General features: G+C 65.0%; 17 protein-coding genes. 9 read left to right on the top strand and 8 right to left on the bottom strand.

Annotated features, from left to right (window positions below; translation table 11 throughout):
* Positions 1-2 precede the first annotated feature (2 nt).
* On the bottom strand, positions 3-983 hold the full coding sequence (locus WN72_RS36230; RefSeq protein ID WP_027560464.1) for an ABC transporter substrate-binding protein: 981 nt from the start codon (positions 981-983) through the stop codon (positions 3-5).
* 475 nt (positions 984-1,458) lie between these two features.
* On the opposite strand from WN72_RS36230, the gene WN72_RS36225 reads away from it, so the two are divergent.
* From WN72_RS36225 to WN72_RS36185, 9 genes are all read left to right on the top strand, one after another.
* Positions 1,459-2,562 (top strand): ABC transporter substrate-binding protein, encoded by a 1,104-nt coding sequence (locus WN72_RS36225; protein ID WP_092213048.1) that lies wholly within the window; start codon positions 1,459-1,461, stop codon positions 2,560-2,562.
* Positions 2,540-3,562, top strand: a complete 1,023-nt coding sequence (locus tag WN72_RS36220) for an ABC transporter permease (RefSeq protein ID WP_092212497.1) — start codon at positions 2,540-2,542, stop codon at positions 3,560-3,562. Before WN72_RS36225 ends, WN72_RS36220 begins: the two co-directional genes overlap by 23 nt.
* Positions 3,556-4,356, top strand: a complete 801-nt coding sequence (locus WN72_RS36215) for an ABC transporter ATP-binding protein (RefSeq protein ID WP_092212495.1) — start codon at positions 3,556-3,558, stop codon at positions 4,354-4,356. The genes WN72_RS36220 and WN72_RS36215 overlap by 7 nt, the downstream gene beginning before the upstream one ends.
* Positions 4,350-5,522 (top strand): acyl-CoA dehydrogenase family protein, encoded by a 1,173-nt coding sequence (locus tag WN72_RS36210; RefSeq protein WP_092212492.1) that lies wholly within the window; start codon positions 4,350-4,352, stop codon positions 5,520-5,522. The genes WN72_RS36215 and WN72_RS36210 overlap by 7 nt, the downstream gene beginning before the upstream one ends.
* 24 nt (positions 5,523-5,546) lie before the next feature.
* The gene (locus WN72_RS36205) at positions 5,547-6,641 is read left to right on the top strand and encodes an LLM class flavin-dependent oxidoreductase (RefSeq protein ID WP_027560459.1); all 1,095 of its coding nucleotides are present in this window, start codon (positions 5,547-5,549) and stop codon (positions 6,639-6,641) included.
* Positions 6,638-7,576, top strand: a complete 939-nt coding sequence (locus WN72_RS36200) for an ABC transporter substrate-binding protein (RefSeq protein ID WP_092212490.1) — start codon at positions 6,638-6,640, stop codon at positions 7,574-7,576. Before WN72_RS36205 ends, WN72_RS36200 begins: the two co-directional genes overlap by 4 nt.
* A gap of 514 nt (positions 7,577-8,090) precedes the next feature.
* The gene (locus tag WN72_RS36195; protein ID WP_092212488.1) at positions 8,091-8,936 is read left to right on the top strand and encodes a CmcJ/NvfI family oxidoreductase; all 846 of its coding nucleotides are present in this window, start codon (positions 8,091-8,093) and stop codon (positions 8,934-8,936) included.
* Between the two features lie 104 nt (positions 8,937-9,040).
* The gene (locus WN72_RS36190; RefSeq protein ID WP_092212486.1) at positions 9,041-9,349 is read left to right on the top strand and encodes a septal ring lytic transglycosylase RlpA family protein; all 309 of its coding nucleotides are present in this window, start codon (positions 9,041-9,043) and stop codon (positions 9,347-9,349) included.
* A 229-nt stretch (positions 9,350-9,578) separates the two neighbouring features.
* Positions 9,579-10,748: a Gfo/Idh/MocA family protein gene (locus WN72_RS36185; protein WP_092212484.1), complete on the top strand. Its 1,170-nt coding sequence runs from the start codon at positions 9,579-9,581 to the stop codon at positions 10,746-10,748.
* Between the two features lie 183 nt (positions 10,749-10,931).
* On the opposite strand, the gene WN72_RS36180 is transcribed toward WN72_RS36185, so the two are convergent.
* From WN72_RS36180 to WN72_RS36150, 7 genes are all read right to left on the bottom strand, one after another.
* Positions 10,932-11,114, bottom strand: coding sequence for a hypothetical protein (locus WN72_RS36180; RefSeq protein WP_143130528.1), 183 nt, complete (start codon positions 11,112-11,114; stop codon positions 10,932-10,934).
* Positions 11,115-11,382: 268 nt separating this feature from the next.
* A complete protein-coding gene (locus WN72_RS36175; protein ID WP_092212480.1) occupies positions 11,383-12,693 on the bottom strand; it encodes an ABC transporter substrate-binding protein in 1,311 nt (436 codons plus the stop codon).
* 165 nt (positions 12,694-12,858) lie between these two features.
* Complete coding sequence (uvrA, locus tag WN72_RS36170; protein WP_092212478.1) at positions 12,859-15,393, bottom strand: excinuclease ABC subunit UvrA; 2,535 nt, start codon at positions 15,391-15,393, stop codon at positions 12,859-12,861.
* A gap of 171 nt (positions 15,394-15,564) precedes the next feature.
* Entirely contained in the window at positions 15,565-16,800 is a 1,236-nt protein-coding gene (locus tag WN72_RS36165; protein WP_092212476.1) for an ABC transporter substrate-binding protein, read from the bottom strand.
* 40 nt (positions 16,801-16,840) lie between these two features.
* Entirely contained in the window at positions 16,841-18,322 is a 1,482-nt protein-coding gene (locus WN72_RS36160; protein WP_167380603.1) for an ATP-binding cassette domain-containing protein, read from the bottom strand.
* Positions 18,322-19,248, bottom strand: coding sequence for a branched-chain amino acid ABC transporter permease (locus WN72_RS36155; RefSeq protein ID WP_027560449.1), 927 nt, complete (start codon positions 19,246-19,248; stop codon positions 18,322-18,324). The genes WN72_RS36160 and WN72_RS36155 overlap by 1 nt, the downstream gene beginning before the upstream one ends.
* A 1-nt stretch (position 19,249) precedes the next feature.
* Positions 19,250-20,125, bottom strand: coding sequence for a branched-chain amino acid ABC transporter permease (locus WN72_RS36150; RefSeq protein ID WP_092212472.1), 876 nt, complete (start codon positions 20,123-20,125; stop codon positions 19,250-19,252).
* Positions 20,126-20,194 lie beyond the last annotated feature (69 nt).

The raw sequence follows: 20,194 nt of genomic DNA, 5'->3' as shown, positions 1-20,194 counted from the left end.
GCCTAGTTCGATCCCGCCGCCGCGGCGGTGAAGCTGCGGTCGACGGCTTTGCTGACGTCTAACGTCTTCGGCAGGATGCCGTAGCGCGTCGAGCGGTCGGACGCTTGCTGGATTTCCTTCACCACGTTCTCGTCGATCACGATCGGGCTGGTGCGCTGGGCGGTGTAGGCGGAGAGCAGCACGTCCTCCGGCAGCCTGGTCAGCTCGGCGGTGTTCTTGGCATATTCGCCGAGATGGTCGAGCGACCACAGCCGCGCCTTGTTCAGCCGCTGCACGAGATCCTGCACTGCCGCACGCTTGGTGGCGATGGCGTTATCGGAGGCGACGATGAAGGTGATGGTCGGCGTCAGGCCCTCGCCGTCGGCGATCACGCGCGCCTTGTCCTTCAAGGTCGCGAACGAGACATAGGGCTCCCACACCGCCCAGGCATCGATCGAGCCGGCGACCAGCGCGATCTTGGCGTCGACAGGGCCGAGCGGCGCGAAGGTCGCATCCTCCAGCTTGATCTGCGCCTTCTCCAAGGTCGCGTCGATCAGGAACTGGCCCCAGCCGCCGCGCGTGCCGGCCAGGCGCTTGCCCTTGAGGTCGGCCGCCGATTTGATCGGCGAATCCTGGCGCACCAGGATCGCTTGCGTCTTCGCATCCGAACGCGTGCCGCCGATCGCCTTGATCGGCGCGCCGGCCGCGTAGACCGACAGGAACGAGAGATCGCCGGTGTAGCCGACATCGAGCGCGCCGGCGTTGAGCGCTTCCAGGATGGGAGCCGCCGCCGGGAATTCCGACCATTCGATCTTGTAGGGCAGGTCCTTCGCATAGCCGGAGATGTCGAGCAGCGAGCGGTTGCCGCCCTTCTGGTCGCCGACGCGCAGCACCACCGTGTCGGCGGCGAATGCAGCCGCGGCGGTCGACAGCGTGATGGCGGCGGCAAGCAGCGATGCGGCGAGCCGGCGGGTGATGGAATGATCGTCGGAGTTGATGCTCATGTGGCCTGTCTTGTTGCTTTGCTCACGACGCGTGAGCGAGCGATGCAGCGAGACGATCAAGTCTATGATCGCGCGATACGCAGTCAATGAAATGGCCATTCGTATTGTGCACGCATCGGGCAAGGACGTTTCCGCGCAGCGCAGCTTTCGAGAACGTGGCGTGCGCGCAGCGTCAAGATGCGCGGGAATGAAGCAGGCGAGGGGCCGCGTCGCGCTCTGCCGGCCGATACATCGGCAGAAATCGTTTCATCGTGGCTGCGCGCGCTGATGGAGAGAATGACTTCGCTTCGCGCTACATTCGAAATTCCATTTCATTGACGATGCCGCGTGTGCGCCGCATGATTTGCGCATCGCATCAACGCGGCGCGAAAACGCCGACGAAGCAAATTTCTCTCAACGCAGCTCCGCACGGAACATGCGCAACGCGAACCGTTGCGCGCATGGCGGAGCCGTGCCAGCGCAGGAGTGGGGACTGATGGATAACGACAACAAGCGCGGCGGTTCGGGGCTCGACCGCCGCCACCTGCTCCAGGCCGGGCTGGCTGCGGCCTTCGCCGCGCCGCTCGGCGCCTTCGGGGCAGCGCAGGCCTTTGCGCCGCGCGCCATCGCGCCTGCAATCGACTTCTCGGAATTCCCGCTGTGCCGGACGGCATCTGATGCGCCCGTGCTGACGGGCGCCCCGCGTAAGCTGAAGCTGTCGTGGAATGCCGGCGCGGTGTGCCTCGCGCCATTGCCGGTCGCGATCGAGCACGGCTTCTTCCAGAAGCAGAATCTCGACGTCGAGCTCGTCAATTATTCCGGCTCGACCGACCAGCTGCTCGAGGCGATCGCAACGGGAAAAAGCGACGCCGGCCTCGGCATGGCGCTGCGCTGGCTGAAGCCGCTGGAGCAAGGCTTTGACGTCAAGATCGCCGCCGGCACCCATGGCGGCTGCATGCGCGTACTGACCCGCGCAGACTCCAATGTCAGCAAGCTCGCCGACCTCAAGGGCAAGATCGTCGCCGTCGGCGATCTCGGCGGGCCCGACAAGAACTTCTTCTCGATCCAGCTGGCAAAACTCGGCATCGACCCGAACAAGGACGTCGACTGGCGCGCCTATCCCGGCAATTTGCTCAACGTCGCCGTGGAGAAGGGCGAGGTGCAGGCGTTCCTGTCGTCCGATCCGCTGGCCTATCTCTGGCTGAAGGACAGCCAGTACAAGGAGGTCGCCTCCAATCTCGACGGCGAGTACCGCGACAAGAGCTGCTGCATCGTCGGCCTGCGCGGGAGCCTCGTGCGCGAGGAGCCGCAGGTCGCGCGCGCGATCACGCAGGCGCTGCTCGATGCCGCGATGTTCACCGCGCAGAACCCGACCGTCGCTGCGAAATCGTTCCAGCCCTATGCGCCGAAGGCGGCCACGCTCGCCGATATCGAGGGCATGGTGCGCTATCACACCCACCATCATCATCCCGTCGGCGACATCCTGAAGCGCGAGCTCAAGGCCTATGCCGACGATCTCAAGAGCGTGCAGGTGTTCAAGCAGAGCACCGACACGGCCAAATTCGCGGAGCGCATCTATGTCGACGTATTCGCTGTCTGATGGCCTCGCCTCCGGCGCGCCGCGTGTCTCGCGCGCGCCGCTGCTGGCGACCTGGTTGCGGGACTCCGGCGTCGGCATTCTCGCCAGCCTCGCCTGGATCGGCTTCGGCGTTTCCTGCCTGTGGTGGGCGGATGTCGGCGACTGGTCGCGCACGCATTCGCTCGGCATCGCCGCCTTCGTCATCGCGGCGGTCGCGCTGTTCGGCACCGTCGGCGCCGACTATCTGGGATCGGCTGGAAAAGCGCTGCACAAGCGCGCGCCCTGGCTCGTTGCTCTCGGCGCATTCCTGACGCTCTGGGAAGTTGCCACCGCAAAGTTCGCCTGGCTGCCGCTGCCGTTCTTCCCGCCGCCGCAGTCGATCATCGAGGTCTACACTGACGATCTGCCAAAGCTGCTCGACAGCGTGTTCGCCTCGGTCAGGCTCCAGCTCGGCGGTTATCTGATCGGCGCGACCATCGGCTTTCTCGCCGGCGTCTCGATCGGCTGGTCGCGCGCGGTCGGCTATTGGGTGCATCCGGTGCTGCGCTTCATCGGCCCGCTGCCGGCGACGGCCTGGCTGCCGATCGCTTTCTTCACGTTCCCATCGAGCTGGAGCGCCTCGACCTTCCTGATCGCGCTGGCGACCGGCTTCCCGGTCACGGTGCTGACCTGGTCGGGCGTCGCAAGCGTCAGTAACGCCTATTACGATGTCGCGCGCACGCTGGGGGCAAGACCGTCCTTCCTGGTGCTGAAGGTCGCGATCCCCGCGGCGCTACCGCACGTCTTCGTCGGCCTGTTCATGGGGCTTGGCTCGTCCTTCGCGGTGCTCGTCGTCGCCGAGATGATCGGCGTCAAGGCCGGCCTCGGTTGGTACCTGCAATGGGCGCAGGGCTGGGCGGCCTACGCCAACATGTATGCGGCGCTGATCGTGATGTCGCTGCTCTGCTCCGGCGCGATCACGCTGCTGTTTGCGATCCGCGACCGCCTGCTGGTCTGGCAGAAGGGGACCGTGAAATGGTAGGCGCAGCTGCTCTCGCCGAAGCGATCACCCATCCGGCCGCCGGCGCCGCGCTCGACATCGAGCAGGTCAGCCACGCCTTCGACATCGATGGCACTGAATTGCCTGTCCTCAGCGACGTCAGCATCGCGGTCGAGCCCGGCGAGTTCGTCGCGCTGCTCGGGCCCTCCGGCTGCGGCAAGTCGACCTTGCTGCGGCTCGTCGCCGGCCTCGACAAGCCCAAGACGGGTACGCTGCGCGAGGACGAGGCCCGCATCACCCGGCCGCATCCCTCGCGCGTGGTCGTGTTCCAGGATCCGACGCTATTTCCCTGGCGGCCGGTCTGGGACAACGTCGCCCTGGGCCTCGAGGCCCAGGGCATTTTGAAGAGCCAGCGGCAGCGCGTCGACGACGCGCTCGATCTGGTCGGCTTGGCTTCGTTCCGCAATGCCTATCCGCACCAGCTCTCCGGCGGCATGGCGCAGCGCGTCGCGCTGGCGCGGGCGCTGGTCAATGATCCCAAGATCCTCATCCTCGACGAGCCGCTCGGCAAACTGGACTCGCTGACCCGCATCACCATGCAGGCCGAGCTGGTCTCGCTGTGGCAGCGTAAGGGCTTTACCACGCTCCTCGTCACGCATGATGCCGAGGAGGCGCTGGTGCTCGCCAACCGTGTCATCGTCTTCAGCGAGCGGCCCGCGCGGGTGAAGGCCGACATCCGTGTCGACCGGCCCTATCCGCGCCATCGTGGCGACTCGTATCTGGCCGATCTGCGCCGCCAGATCCTTGGCTTGCTGGGGTTGGACGCCACATGGTGACAACCGCAGTCCAGGGCCGGGCAGCCCATAACGAGCCCGACTTCATTGCGCGCGCCGAGACGCTTGCCGAAGGTTTTGCCGCGCGCGCCGCCGAGCACGATCGCACCGGCAGCTTCCCGTTCGAGAATTTTCGCGAGCTGTCCGAGGCGGGCCTGTTGTCGTTGACCGTGCCGGCGGCCCATGGCGGCGGCGGTGCGGGCGCACGATACGCCGCGAAAATCCTCGGTATCATCGGCAAGGCCGATGCGTCGACCGCACTGGTGCTGTCGATGCATTACATCAACCATCTCGTGATGGCGCGGAGCCCGACCTGGCCGGCGCGACTGTCGCGCAAGCTCGCGCGCGAGAGTGTCGAGGGCCTTGCGCTGATCAACGCGCTGCGCGTCGAGCCCGATCTCGGCTCGCCCGCGCGCGGCGGCCTGCCGGCGACGATCGCGCGGCGGACCGAAACCGGCTGGCGTCTCTCCGGTCACAAGATCTATTCGACGGGATCGCCGATCCTGAAATGGTATCTGGTCTGGGCCCGCACCGACGAGGCCGAGCCGCGCGTCGGGCAGTTCCTGGTGCCGGCGGCCCTGCCGGGCACGCGCATCGTCGAGACCTGGGATCATCACGGCCTGCGCGCCAGCGGCAGCCACGATGTCATCTTCGACGACGTGGTGATCCCGCTCGATGCCGAGGTCGATGTCCGCAAGCCCGCCGACTGGCGCGCGCCCGACGTCGCGCAGGCCACCGTCCACACCATCTTCGTCGCGGCGATCTATGACGGCATCGCGCGTGCGGCGCGTGACTGGCTGATCAATTTCCTGAAGACGCGGGTGCCGGCCAATCTCGGCGCGCCGCTCGCGAGCCTGCCGCGCGCCCAGGAAATTCTCGGCGGCATCGAGGCGAAGCTCGCGGTCAACGCACGTTTGATCGACAGTTTTGCGTCCGATTTCGACGATGGCTTGCAGCTCAGCGCGATCGAGTCCAACATCGTCAAGTTGACGGTGACCAACAACGCCGTGGCCGCGGTGGAGGACGCCCTGTCGCTGACCAGCAATCACGGTCTTTCGCGAAAAAATCCGCTGGAGCGGCATTATCGCGACGTGCTCTGCGGCCGCGTCCACACCCCCCAGGACGATGCCACCAAAATCTCCGCCGGGCGCGTCGCGCTGGGCATCTGACCAATCCCGAATGGAGTTTCACTGATGTCCGTCGAGTTCATCGGCTTTATCGCCAACAGCAATGCTTCCGAGACCATCGTGCGCCAAGGCCCGGTGCTCGATCCGAACTATATCGAGACCGTAGCGAAGGCGCATGAGCTCGCCGGCTTCGACCGCGCGCTGCTGGCGTTCCATTCGACGACGCCCGATGCATTGCAGGTCGCTCAGCATGTGCTGACTATCACGAAGAAGCTCAAGGTGATGATCGCGCAGCGGCCGGGCTTCACCGCGCCGACGCTGCTGGCGCGCCAGCTTGCCACGCTCGACCAGCTCTATGGCGGCCGCGTCTCGCTGCACGTCATCACCGGCGGCAACGCCATCGAGCTCAGGCAGGACGGCAACACGCTCGACGACAAGGACGAGCGCTACGCCCGCACCAGTGAGTTCCTCGACGTGGTGCGGCTGGAATGGACCAGCGAGAGGCCGTTCAACTACAGCGGAAAATACTACACTGTCGAGAATGGCTTCTCGCAGGTGAAGCCGGTTCAGACGGGCGGCATCTACACCTTCGTCGGCGGCGGCTCGGATGCCGCGATCGAGGTCGCGGGCAAGCATGCCGATACGTTCGCGCTGTGGGGCGAATCCTATGCGCAGGTGCGCGACGTCACGGCGCGCGTTCATAATGCAGCCGTCAGGTACGGGCGGCCGACGCCGCGCTTCAGCCTGTCGGTGCGGCCGATCCTCGCCGACACCGAGCAGGCCGCCTGGAAGAAGGCGGAGGAGATCCTGGAACGTGCCACCGCGCTCCAGGACCAGACCGGCTACCGCCGGCCCAATCACGCCACCGACGGCGCCAAGCGGCTGCTGGCGCTCGCCGATCAGGGCGCGCGCATCGACAAGCGGCTGTGGACCGGGATCGCAAAGCTCACCGGCGCCAACAGCAACACCACCGCGCTGGTCGGCACCCCCGAGCAGGTCGCGGAGGTGTTCGCCGATTACTACGATCTCGGCGTCGGCCATTTCCTGATCCGCGGCTTCGATCCGCTTCCCGATGCCATCGAGTATGGCCGCGAGCTGATCCCGCTGACGCGCAAGCTGATCGCTGCACGCGACCAGCAGCGGGGGATCGCGGCGGAATGATCCGGTTCATTGTTGCTGTAGCGCTCGCGTTTGCGGGCGCTGACCTTGCCGGCGCGCAAACGACGCTTCGCGTCGGCGACCAGAAGGGCAATTCGCAGGCCGTGATGGAAGCGGCCGGCGTGCTCAAGGACGTGCCGTACAAGATCGAGTGGAGGGAGTTTCCGGCGGCAGCCCCGCTGCTGGAGGCGCTCAGCGCCGGGGCGATCGAGACCGGGCTTGTGGGCGATGCGCCCTTCACCTTCGCCGCCGCCTCCGGCGCGCCGGTGAAGGCGATCGCCGCGATCCGGCAGACGCGCGAGGGGCTTGCCATCCTGGTACCCGAGAATTCGCCGATCAGGAGCTTCGCCGATCTGCGCGGTAAGAAAATCGCAACCGGCCGCGGCTCGATCGGCCATCAACTCATCCTGGCCGCGCTCGAGAAGAACGGCTGGAGTGCGAGCGACGTGCAGATCGCGTTCCTCGCGCCCTCCGATGCCAAGATCGCCTACACGCAAGGCTCGGTCGATGCCTGGTCGACCTGGGAGCCTTATGTGAGCCAGGAGGAGGTGCTGTTCAAATCGCGCCGCATCATCACCTCCGAAGGCCTGACGCCGGGTCTCAGCTTCCAGGTGGCGCGGCCCGACGCGATCCGCGACAAGCGGGCGGAGCTCACGGACTTCGTCCGGCGGCTCACCGCCGCGCGGGCGTGGTCGCTGAACAATATCGACAGCTATGCCGCGACCTGGGGCAGACTGATGAACATCCCGACCGCGGTCCCGCAAAACTGGCTCTCGCGCGCAAAGATCCGGATCGCTCCGATCGACGACGGCGTGGTCGCCGATGAGCAGGGTACGATCGACCTCTATTTCCGCTGGGGCTTGATCAAGCAGAAGCTCGATGCGGCGGATATCGTGGACCGCTCGTTTGCGGATGCGATCGCGAAGGCAGGATTGTAAGCGCACTTTCATGTTCCTGGACGCGGTACCTTCCCTCTCCCCTTGTGGGAGAGGGGGCATAGGCGGCCTTTGGCCGCCGTGTCTCAAGAACGCCGATGCTCTGCATCGGCCATGGCGTAGCGGCGAGACGGGTGAGGGGTCTCTCTCCGCGAGTTCGGAAGCGTAGGGTGGGCAACGGCGCACTTGCGCCGTGCCCACTATCACTCCTCGATGACAGAAGCCGTGGGCACGCTTCGCTTTGCCCACCCTACGAGACTGCGGTCGCGGATAGAGAACCCCTGATCCGGCGTTTCGCGCCACCTTCTCCCACAAGGGGAGAAGGAAGAAGCGCTCTCACAGGCATTTCAAGGACTCGTGAGAAAGGAGCAGGTTTCTCACCCAGTCGCCTTCTTCGAAATATTCCTTCTCCATTCCCAGCCCGCGCCGACATCGCCATTGCTATTTGCACCACCTCCCTTGCGCCACGCTGCGTCTCCTCAAAAATCAATACGACGACCACATCGGGAGACCGGCCATGGGCCTGCAAGAAACAAAAATCGAGTCGCTTCCCTTCGTCACCGCTGAACTCAACTATCTCGCGCCGACATCAGGCAAGCCGCGCACCTATGCTTTCGATCCGCCGCCCGGCGAGCCCAAGAGCACGTCACTGCCGGAGCCGCACCAGGTGCCGATCTTCGATGCGCGCCTGATCGCCGACAATTTCTCGCTCGACCGCGAGGGCTTTGCACTGGTGCGGCATCCGACCCGCGTGAAGGACTTTTACAACGACGAGGAAATCCGCACCGTCTATTATCCCGCCGTCGAAGCCTTCCTGCGCGCGACGCTGAAGGCGGATCGCGTCGTGATCTTCGATCACACCGTGCGCAAGCGTGTCGAGGGCGCGGCCGACATTCGCGGCGGCGGGCCGCGCCAGCCTGCAACGCGCGTCCATGTCGACCAGACCATCGTCTCCGGCGCCAACCGCGTGCGCGAGCATCTGCCCGACGAGGCCGAGGAGCTGCTGAAGGGCCGCGTGCAGGTGATCAATCTGTGGCGGCCGATCCGCGGACCTCTACGCGATTCACCGCTCGCAATGGCCGACGGGACTACGGTCGCGCCGGATGATCTCGTCGCCTCCGACCTGATCTATCCCAACCGCCGCGGCGAGACTTATTCGGTGAAACACAATCCGAACCATCGCTGGTTCTATTTCCCCGAGATGACGCCGGACGAGGCGCTGCTGCTCAAATGCTATGATTCAGCAACCGACGGCCGCACGCGCTTCGGGCCCCACACCGCCTTCGCCGATCCGACCACGCCCCGGGATGCGGCGCCGCGCGAGAGCATCGAGGTGCGCACGCTGGTCTTTCACAAATCGTAACAATGTGTGATGGCACTGCCGCGCATTGCGCGGCAGTGTTTTGGGAACTTAAGGGAACAAAGCGACGTTTGCAGCGCCGGGCAGGGCAAACCGGGAGCGGTGCCGTGCGAGCGCAAACGACATTTTTGCTTTGTTTAACCTCATTTCTCGCCGTTATTTCAGTTGCACAGGCCGAAAGTGGACTGGCCTCCTATTACAGCTATGCAAAAGCCAGCCGGGGCGAATTGACCTGCGCCCACCGTACGCGTCCGTTCGGCAGCGTGCTCAAGGTGTCCTACAGCGGACGCACGATCCAGTGCCGCGTCAACGATCGCGGCCCCTTCATCCGCGGCCGTATCGTCGATCTCTCGGTGCCGGCCGCCCGCGCGCTCGGCATGATGAGCGCCGGCGTGGTGCGGGTGTCGGTGGAATAGCGCGCCCATCATTATTGCGGCAAGCGACCCTGCTGCTCCTCACCCTGAGGCGCCGCGCTCTTGTGCGGCATCTCGAAGGGCGAGACCACAGCGGGGCCCTTCATCCTTCGAGACGCGCGTTCCGCGCTCCTCAGGATGACGGGGGCGAGAGCTCGCATCGCAGTTTAATCACCGTAGAAACTGGGTCGAATTGGCTATAATGCCCTCAGCGACAAGTGGGGGAATTCGTATGGCCAAGATCAGGGTTGGGCTCGTCGGCTGCGGCTTCGTGTCGGAGCTGCATATGTATGCGTTCCGGCGTGTCTATGGCGTTGATGTGGAGGTCGCGGCGGTGGCCGCGCGCGGCGACAAAGTTGTCGCGTTCGCCCAGCATCACAATATCCCGCGGGTCTATCGGAGCTTTGCCGAATTGATCGCGGATCGCGAGCTCGATGTCATCGACATCTGCACCCCGCCCAACCTCCATGCCGGGATGATCGTCGCGAGCATGCAGGCCGGCAAGCACGTGATCTGCGAAAAGCCGTTCGCGGGCTATTTCGGCCGCGAGAGCGACAAGCAGCCGATCGGCAAACATGTGCCGAAGGCGCTGATGTATGAGCGCGTGCTGGAGGAGATGGACGCGACACGCGCCGCGATCGAGCGGACCGGCAAACTCTTCATGTATGCCGAGGACTGGATCTACGCGCCGGCGGTGACCAAGATCGCGGAGATCATCAAGGCGACCAAGGACAAGATCCTGTTCATGAAGGGCGAGGAGAGCCATTCCGGCTCGCACGCCGCGCATGCGGCGCAATGGGCGATGACTGGCGGCGGCTCGCTGATCCGCATGGGCTGCCATCCGCTCTCGGCGGTGCTGTATCTGAAGCAGGTCGAAGCCAAAGCGCGCGGCGAGAGCATCCGTGTCGCCAGCGTCACCTGCGATGTCGGCAATGTCACGGCCGTCCTGAAGCCGGAGGAGCGCACCTATATCAAGGCCAATCCCGTCGATGTCGAGGATTGGGGCACGCTCACCGCGACCTTCTCCGACGGCACCAAGGCCACCGTGTTCTCCGGCGACATGATCATGGGCGGCGTGCGCAATCTGATCGAGACCTACACCTCCGGCGGGTCGCTGTTCGCCAATATCACGCCGAACACCCATCTGATGAGCTACCAGACCTCCGAGGAGAAGCTCGCCAGCGTCTACATCACCGAGAAGGTCGACCGCAAAACCGGTTGGCAATATGTGTGCCTGGAGGAGGAATGGACGCGCGGCTATTTGCAGGAGATCCAGGATTTCATGGAATGCGCCGCGAGCGGACGGCAGCCGCTGTCGGATCTCGCGCTGGCCTATGAGACGATCAAGGTGAACTACGCCGGCTATTGGGCCGCGGAAGAGGGGAAACGCGTGGTGCTGTAGGCCGTTGCCACGCGCCCGCTGCTCGCCGGGGGCTGTCGCTTACCAGGCCCCGACCGCGATCATGATCGCGATGGTCATGCACGAGAGACAGGCAATCGACGCAGTATAGAATTCGGGCGTGTTCATTGTTGCCTCCTGAAAAGTGCGGCCTTTCTCAAAGGCTGCTGACGCGAGGAGAGGCGGCTATTTTCTGGTGCGGTTCAACTCCGCTTCGTGCTGCGCGTCCGTCTCGGCATCCGGATCGGCAAAGTCGTCGTCCGGCAGAACGAGTTCATCACGCTTGCCGGTGAGCAGAAGCTGTTTGCGCATTTCCGCCAGGCGGGCGCGGCAGTATTCCTTGTAGAGCAATTCGAAAATGGCGGGCATCTTCACCCCCATCGCTGGATTTCACGACCTGAGAAATTTCTGATTCCGGCCGGACAGGCCGCTATGCGAGCCGGTCCTGCGCGTGATGATCCTCGGCCTTAAATCGAATTAAGGCGTGAAAGCAGCGTGAAACGAAATGAGGGGGCAACGCCGGATGAAGGGGCTGTCGCCCCAAGTTAATCCGTGAGAGGTTCGCGCGTGACGTGAACCTCTCAGCACTTCGCCGGTCTGGCGAGTTATTCACTCCAAAGGGAGAGGGCCCACCGCCTCACGCCCCGTAAGTCGAGCCCTTCGGCAGCGGGAACACCGGATCCTGCGTGCGGATGTTGGTCGGCCACACCACGGAGATGTGCTCGCCGGCATTCTGCATCACCACCGGCGTCGAGCGCTCGTTCTGCCCTGAGAGCGGCGTGCCCGGCGGGAAGAATTTGACGCCATAGCCCTGGATGGTGCCGCCGGCGGGGATGTCGACGTCGAGCGCGGCCTTGCGGATCGCCTCCGGCTCGAAGCTGCCGTATTTCTCCTTGGCGACTGGCAGCACGTTGTTGAGCAGCACCCAGGTCTGGTTGAACCCCATCGAGCAGTGCGGCGGCACGTCGGTGGCGCCGGTCTTGGCCTTGTAGCGCGTGACCATCGCGTTGGTCAGGTCGCCCATGCCGGGCGCGAGCTTGGCCGGATCGAGCAACTGCGCCGGCACCGGATCGATGTTGCAGAAATTATCGATGTCGGCGCCGAAGGTCGCGCGCAGCTTGTCGAGCTGGCTGTAGCCGGCGCCGGCGCCGAACAGCATCTTGAAGCGCAATCCGCTCTCGCGGGCCTGACGCAGGAACAGGGTGATGTCGGGATTGTAGCCGGCATGCGAGATCACGTCGGCCTTGGCGCGCTTGATCTTGGTGACGAGCACCGAGAGATCGGGCGCCGAGGCCGAGTAGCCCTCGCGCAGCACCACCTGGATGCCGGCCTGCTTGGCATAGGCTTCGTCCGCGGCGGCAACGCCGACGCCGTAAGGACCGTCTTCGTGGATCAGTGCGACCTTGACGTCCTTTGGGTCCATGCCGAGCTTGCCTTGCGCGTGTTCGGCGAGGAAGGCGGCGAAGGCCTGCCCGTATTGATCCGAATGGATCTGCGCACGAAACACGTATTGCAGGTTCTTGTCCTTGAACACGGCGGTCGAGACCGCGGTCGTGATCCAGAGGATCTTCTTCTGCTGCTCGACCTTGGCCGCGAGTGGCACCGCGTGCGAGCTCGCATAGACGCCGTTGAGGATGTCGATCTTCTCCTGGCTGATCAGGCGTTCAGCCTCGTTGATTGCAACGTCAGGCTTGCTCTGGGAGTCCGCGGCGACCGGAGCAATCTTGTACTTGCCGCCGACGCCGCCCTTCTCGTTGACGAGATCGATCGCGATCTGCGCGCCGACCGAGGAGGCGACCGAACCGCCGGCGGCGAAGGGGCCGGTGAGGTCGTAGATCAGGCCGATGCGCAATGTCTCGGCCTGCGCCTGGGCCCTCGTCCAATCGAGGCTGAGTGCGGCGGCGGCAGCCGCCGAGCTCTTCAGCAGCTGTCTGCGTGAAGTCGGCATCCTATCCTCCCTCAAAACCCGTCTGTTGATCGGTCTTGTTATCTTTTTACGAAGTATGGGGAACCGGGAGGCTGAAAGTCAACAAGGCGAAAGTCGCGGTCTATCCTCCGCGGACCGGAACGCAATTGCGAAACGGGCCGGGATGACGCTGCGGAACGCGTTTGGTCACTGCTCCAGGCGGCGGGCAAGATAGCGCGCCGTCCTTCCGCCGGCCTTTGCGCCGTTCTTTCCGCTATTCTTGGCCACCTGATGCGGTGTGCCCGATGCGACGATAGTGCCGCCCTCGTCGCCTGCGCCGGGGCCGAGATCGATGATCCAGTCGCTGTGGGAGACGACGTCCATGTCGTGCTCGACCACGACCACGCTGTTGCCGGCATCCACGATCCGGTCGAGCTGGGCGATCAGGCGCTCGACGTCGCGGGGATGAAGACCGGTGGTCGGCTCGTCCAGGACATAGAGCGTGTGACCGCGCTGCGGGCGCATCAGCTCGGTCGCCAGCTTGATGCGCTGGGCCTCGCCTCCGGATAATTCGGTGGCGGATTGGCCGAGGCGGATATAGCCGAGGCCGACCTCGCGGACGACCGACAGCGACCGGTTCAGCGCGGCATCGCCCTCGAAGAAATCGAAGGCCTCGTCGACGCGCATCGCCAGCACGTCCGCGATGGACTTTTCGCGGATCTTCACCTCCAGCGTCTTGTCGTTGTAGCGCGCGCCCTTGCAGGTCGGGCAGGGCGCATAGACGCTGGGCAGGAACAGCAGCTCGACGCAAACGAACCCTTCGCCCTCGCAGGTCGCACAGCGCCCCTTCGCGACATTGAACGAGAAACGCCCGGCATCGTAGCGGCGAGCTTTGGCCTGCGGCGTTGCCGCGAACAGCTTCCGCACGTGGTCGAACAGGCCGGTATAGGTTGCAAGGTTCGATCGCGGCGTGCGGCCGATCGGCTTCTGGTCGACGACGACGAGGCGATCGACCTGGTCGAGGCCGGCAATGATCTTGCCTCCCAAGGTTTCGACCGTTGGTGCCAGGCTGTCATCCTCGGTGTCGGCGGCAAGCGTGTGGCCGAGATGATCGGCCACGGCATCGACCAGGAACTGGCTGATCAGGCTCGATTTGCCGGAGCCCGATACGCCGGTGATGCCGGTGATCACGCCCAGCGGGATATCGACGTCGAGGCCACGGAGATTGTTGCGGACCACACCCCTGATCTTCAAATGCCCTTTCGGCGCGCGACGGGTCGTCGGCAGCTTCTTGCGTGGATGCGCGAGATAGGTCGCGGTTCGCGATTGCTCGATGTCGCCGAGCCCCGCCGGCGGCCCGCTATAGAGGATGCGTCCGCCGCCTTCGCCGGCGTCGGGCCCGACATCCACCAGCCAGTCGGCATGCCGGATCACCTCGATCTCGTGCTCGACCACGAAGATCGAATTGCCCGCGTGCTTCAGCCGGTCCAGCGCCCGCAGCAGCGCCTCGGTGTCGGCGGGATGCAGGCCTGCGGACGGCTCGTCGAGCACGTAGACGACGCCGAACAGGTTGGAGCGGACTTGTGTTGCCAGCCGCAGGCGCTGCAGCTCGCCCGGCGACAGCGTGGGCGTGCTGCGCTCGCAGGCGAGATAGCCGAGGCCAAGGTCGAGCAGGACGGCGAGGCGTGCCGACAGATCCTCGCAGATGCGCCGGGCGACGACGGCTTTCTCCGACCTGTCCGGCGAGGGTCTTGCGAACGGCTTGATCAGCTCGTGCAGCTGCTTGAGCGGCAAATGCGAGATCTCTGCGATGTTGAGCCCTGCGAACTTGACCTTGAGCGCCTCCGGCTTCAGCCGCGTGCCATGGCAGGTCGGGCAGTCTTGCGTGATCATGAACTGCGCGACGCGACGCTTCATCATCGCGCTCTCGGACTTGGCGTAGGTCTGCATCACGTAGCGCTTCGCGCCGGTGAACGTGCCCTGGTAGCTCGGCTCCTCCTTGCGGCGCAGCGCCCGCTTGACCTCGGCGGCGTCGTAGCCGGCATAGACCGGAACGGTCGGCTGCTCCTCGGTGAACAGGATCCAGTCGCGGTCCTTCCTGGGCAGTTCGCGCCAGGGCTTGTCGACGTCGTAGCCCAGCGTTGTCAGGATGTCCCGGAGGTTCTGTCCCTGCCAGGCGCTGGGCCAGGCCGCGACGGCGCGCTCGCGGATCGTCTTGGTGTCGTCGGGCACCATGGATTTTTCGGTGACGTCGAGCATCCGGCCGATGCCGTGGCAGGTCGGGCAGGCGCCCTCCGGCGTGTTCGGCGAGAATGCCTCCGCATAGAGCATCGGCTGCCCGCGCGGGTAATCGCCGGCGCGAGAGTAAAGCATCCTGAGCAGGTTGGAGATGGTCGTCACGCTGCCGACGGACGATCGCGTCGTTGGCGCGCCGCGCTGCTGCTGGAGCGCGACGGCAGGCGGCAGCCCTTCGATATCGTCGACTTCAGGAATCTGCATCTGGTGGAAGAGGCGTCGCGCATAGGGCGACACCGACTCCAGATAGCGCCGCTGCGCCTCGGCGTAGATCGTTCCAAAGGCGAGCGAGGATTTTCCGGAGCCGGACACGCCCGTGAACACGACCAGGGCGTTGCGCGGAATCTTGACGTCGACATTCCTGAGGTTGTGCTCGCGCGCACCCCGGACCCGAACGAAGCCGTCATCCTGCATCAGGCTCTCGGATTGTCTCGGTCGATCGTCCATCTGGCTCCTCCAGCCCCGCGTCGGGATTAACGGCAAGATCGCAGGATGGATCCTGGGACGCCAGCGCACCAGTTCCGTTCTTAACACAACAGAAGGCCCGCCGCGGTGACAGCGGCGGGCCTTGCAAGGTTGGTGAGGGGAGTTGGGCGCCGAGAAGCGCCACTCGTCAGCTTATTGGGACAGCTTCACGAAGTTCGGAAACTTCAGCTTGCCTTCGGCGATCTTCTCGGGCCAGACCACGACCTGCTTCTGATCCTGCCACTGGAAGACGAGGCCGGTCACCGCGCCCGGGCCGGACTTGATGCCGTGGGTGAACTCGTCGTCCTTGCCGTAGAACTGGATTTGGCCGATCGTGCCCTCGAAATTGGTCTTCTCGAGCTCGGCCACCATCTTGTCGGGATCGGTCGAGCCGGCGCGCTTGATCGCGTCGGTGATGATGTAGACCTCGTCATAGGCGGTGTAGCCGGTATAGGCCGGCGGCGTGCCGAACTTGGCCTTGAAGGCGGCCGCGAACGGTTTTGTCTTTGAGGTCACGGCGACGTCGGGGGTGGCCACTGCGAGCGACGGCACGCCGTCGGCGGCGCCATTGGTGTCCTTCCAGAAGGTCGGGCTCAGCGCCTGCGCGCTGATGCCGAACATCGGGATCGGCACCTGCTGGTTCTTCCACTGCACGGTCGGCTGCACGCCGACATGCGAGATGCCGGTCACGATCACGTCGGGCTTCTTGCTCTCGATATTATTGAAGATCGGCGTGAAGTCGGTGGTGTCGGGCGAGAAGCGGACATGCTCGACGACCTTCAGGCCGGCCTTGGGCAGGCAGGCCTCGTAGCCGACGTCGAGCGGCTTGGTCCAGGCCGCGTCCTCGCTCATGATCGCGACGGTCTTGAACTTGAGCTTGTCGACCAGGAGGTCCTTGGCGGCGTCGCAGACGAGCTGGGCCTGGGCCGCCGAGGTCAGGTAGCCGTGGAAGGTGTACTTGTTCTTCTCGTAGTCGTTGTGGATCGCCTTGGTGATCTCGTTCGAGGCGGCACCTGGGGTGATCAGCGGCATCTTCAGCCGCGCCGCCCAGGGCTCGAGCGCGAGAACGACCTCGGAAATGTGGCTCGCGATCACGGCGGAGACCTTGTCCTCGCTCACCGCGCGCTGGAACGCGCGAACGGAGTCGGCCGAGGAGCTCTTGTTGTCATAGGTGACGATCTCGACCTTGCGGCCGAGGATGCCGCCCTTGGCGTTGATCTCGTCGGCGGCGATCTGCGCGCCGCCCGGCGTCGCAGCGCCCGCGATCGACTGCACCTCGGCGATGACGCCGATCTTGATCGGATCGTTCGATTGCGCGTAGGCGGGGGCGGCAAGGCACAGCGCCAGCGCCGAGGCGATGAAGCTGCCGCTGAGAACTGAAGATCGCATGGTCGTTTCCCTTTCTATGCTTTTTGTTGATGTCGAGGACTTACAGAAAATCGGCGCCGGCCTCCGCCGCGAAGCGGCCGGGATCACCTTCCCAGACGATTCGCGCATGCTCCAGCACATAGACGCGATCAGCGTGCGGCAGCGCGAAAGTCACGTTCTGCTCGCCGAGCAGCACCGTGATCGAGGTGGTCTGACGCAGCTTGGTCAGCGCCTTGGACAATTGCTCGAGGATGACCGGCGCAAGGCCCAGCGTCGGCTCGTCCAGGATCAGGATCTGCGGCTGCATCATCAGCGCGCGGCCGATCGCCAGCATCTGCTGCTCGCCGCCGGAGAGCGTCTGCGCCATCTGGCCCTGACGTTCCTTGAGGATAGGGAACAGCTCGAACAGCCAAGCGAGCTGCGCGGCGCGCTTGTCGTCGGAAAGATGCTGGCCGCCGAGGTCGAGATTCTCCCGCACGCTCATCTCGCCGAACAGCTCGCGCGATTCCGGGCATTGCACGAGACCGCTGCGCGCGATCTTCGCAGGAGACGTGCCGCGCAGCTTGTCGCCGCCGCGCACGATCTCGCCGGTGTAGGGCAGGAAGCCGGAGATGGTGTTGAACAGCGTGGTCTTGCCGGCGCCGTTGAGGCCGACCACGGAGACGAACTCGCCCTCGTGGACGTGGATCGAGACGTTCTCCAGCGCCTGGGCCTTGCCGTAGAACACGCTGACATTGTCGACCTGGAGCAGCGGCACCCTGTCCTTGAAGCTGGTCTCGGGACGCGCATGGGTCTCGATCGCGCCGCCGAGATAGACCCGGCGCACGGTCTCGTTTCGCATGACGTCCTCGGCCTTGCCGGTGACGATCTCCTCGCCGAGATACATCGCGAGCACGCGGTCGACGAGCGCTGCGACGCTCTTGACGTTGTGGTCGACCAGCATCACGGCGCGGCCCTCGTCGCGGAAGCTGCGGATCAGGTCGGAGAAGATGTCGACCTCGGCCCGCGTCAGGCCGGCGAAGGGCTCGTCCACCAGCACGACCTTGGGATCGCGCGCGATCGCTTTCGCAAGCTCGAGCCTGCGCAGGTCGGCGAACGGCAGCGTCGGCGGACGGCGGTTCATCACGCTGCCGAGCCCGACGCGCTCGGCGATCCATTTGGCGCGCTCGACCAGCGCCTTGTCCGGAAACAGCATGAACAGGCTGTCCGGCAGCAGCGCCACCATGATGTTCTCCAGCACCGTCTGCCGGTTCAGCGGCCGCGAGTGCTGGAACACCATGCCAAAGCCCTTGCGCGCGATCTTGTGCGCGGGCAGGCCGGCGACGTTCTCGCCTTCGAAGACGACTTCGCCCGCGGTCGGGCGCTCGATACCCATCACGCTCTTCATCGCGGTCGACTTGCCCGAGCCGTTCGGCCCGATCAGGCCAAAGATCTCGCCGGCGTTGACCTCGAAGCCGAGATTCTTCACCGCCGTCAATCCGCCGAAGCGTTTTGTCAGGCCGTGAACTTCGAGCACGGCGCGGTTTGAAAGCCTCATATCCATCACGAACGAGCCTCGCGCGAGAGGGCCGCTCCGAGGAAGCCGCCGGGGAAGAACAGCACGACGAGGAGGGCGACCGCCGAGACGATGAAGGTCGCAAGCTCGCCGGTCGGCCGCAAAAATTCGCCGGCGACGATCAGGAAGATCGCGCCCAGCGCAGCACCAAGCACGGTGCGCCGGCCGCCGAGCACGGCCGAGACGATGACGTTGACGCCGACCGCGACGTCGACGACGGTGCCGACCGAGGCGGTGCCGAAGTAGAACACCAGCAGCGCCCCTGATAGCCCCGAGAAGAACGCCGAGACGATGAAGGCGGCGAGCTTGTGCTTGACGATGTTGAAGCCGAGCGCGCCGGCCTGCACCGGATCCTGGCCGCTGGCCTGGAGCACGAGGCCGATCGGCGATTGCGACAGGCCATAGAGGATCGCCGCCGAGATCGTCATGAAGCCGAGCGCGATCCAGTAATTGGCGCCGGCGTTGATGGTGATGACGTCGGGGATGGTGAGGCCGATCTCGCCGCCGGTGAGGTCGGCGAACACGACGATGAAGTTCTGCAGCATCAACACTGCGACCAGCGTGGTCAGGCCGAAATAGGGGCCGCGCACGCGCAGCGCCGGCAGCGCCAGCACGAGGCCGGCGATGACCGAGGCCAGCGCCCCGAGCACGATGCAGAGATAGACCGACCAGCCGAACTGGTTGTTGAGGATGCCGGCGGTGTAGGCACCGACGCCGATCAGGAAGGTCGGACCGAAATTGACCTCGCCGGCGAAGCCGAACAGCAGGTCCCAGGCCATCGCGAACACGCCGAAATAGAACGCGACGGTAAGCAGGCCGAGCACATAGCCGGAGACGTAGAGCGGCAGCGTCGCCGCGATGACGACGAGCGCCAGCGAGATAAAGAACAGGCGCGAGGTGAAGAAGGTGGACATCTCAGCGCCTCCCCAAGAGGCCCTGGGGCCGGATGTACATCACGAACACAAGCAGCAGCAGCGCCGGGATGGTGCGGTAGGCCGGTGAGATCAGATAGGCCGTGATGGTCTCGAGATAGCCGACCACGAAGGCCGCGATCAGCGAGCCGGAGACGCTGCCGAGGCCGCCGAGCACGACGATCGAGAACGCGCTCGCGGTCAGCGGTCCGACGCTGTAGGAGCTGACGCCGAGGAACATGCCGAGCAGCACGCCGGCGATGCCGGCGAGGATGCCGTAGATCGCCCAGACCACGATGTAGATGTTGGTGAGCTCGAGCCCGAGCAGGGTGACGCCGCGCGGGTTCATCGAGGCCGCCAGCACCGCCTTGCCGGTGCGGGTGCGGTTCACCAAGAGCCACAGCAGCGCGATGACGAGGCAGCACACGATGGCGGTGAAGATCTCGTTGCGCGGCGTGCGCACGCCGAGGATCTCGACCACGCCTTCGACGATCGGCAGCACGGTCTTGGCGTTGTTGGTGAAGAAATAGGCGATCAGCTCCTGGATCATGATGCCCCAGAGCAGCGTTCCTGTGAGGACGAAGATCTCCTTCTCCTCGTTCGGGATGCGCCGGGAGTCCTGGATCGGCTTCACCACCGCGAAATAGGTGGCGAAGGCGATGACGAGCGCGACCGCGACGCCGATCAGCGCGCCGGCATAGGTGCCGACGCCGAGGATGCTGGCGGCGGCCCAGGCGGCGACGGCTGCGGCCACCATGATGGCGCCGTGGGAGAGATTGAGCACGCCGGAGACGCCGAAGATCAGCGTGAAGCCGGTGGCACCGAGAGCGTAGAGAGCACTGATGGCAAAGCCATCGATCAGGATCTGGAAAACTCGCATTGATGATTGGCCAGGTGGCAGTCAAACTGCCGCTTCGAGGAAAGGTGCTGCGGGGCGCCGCATGTGGAA

Source organism: Bradyrhizobium arachidis (assembly GCF_015291705.1).
GTDB lineage: Bacteria > Pseudomonadota > Alphaproteobacteria > Rhizobiales > Xanthobacteraceae > Bradyrhizobium > Bradyrhizobium arachidis.
This window is presented reverse-complemented; position numbering and strand designations above follow the sequence as displayed.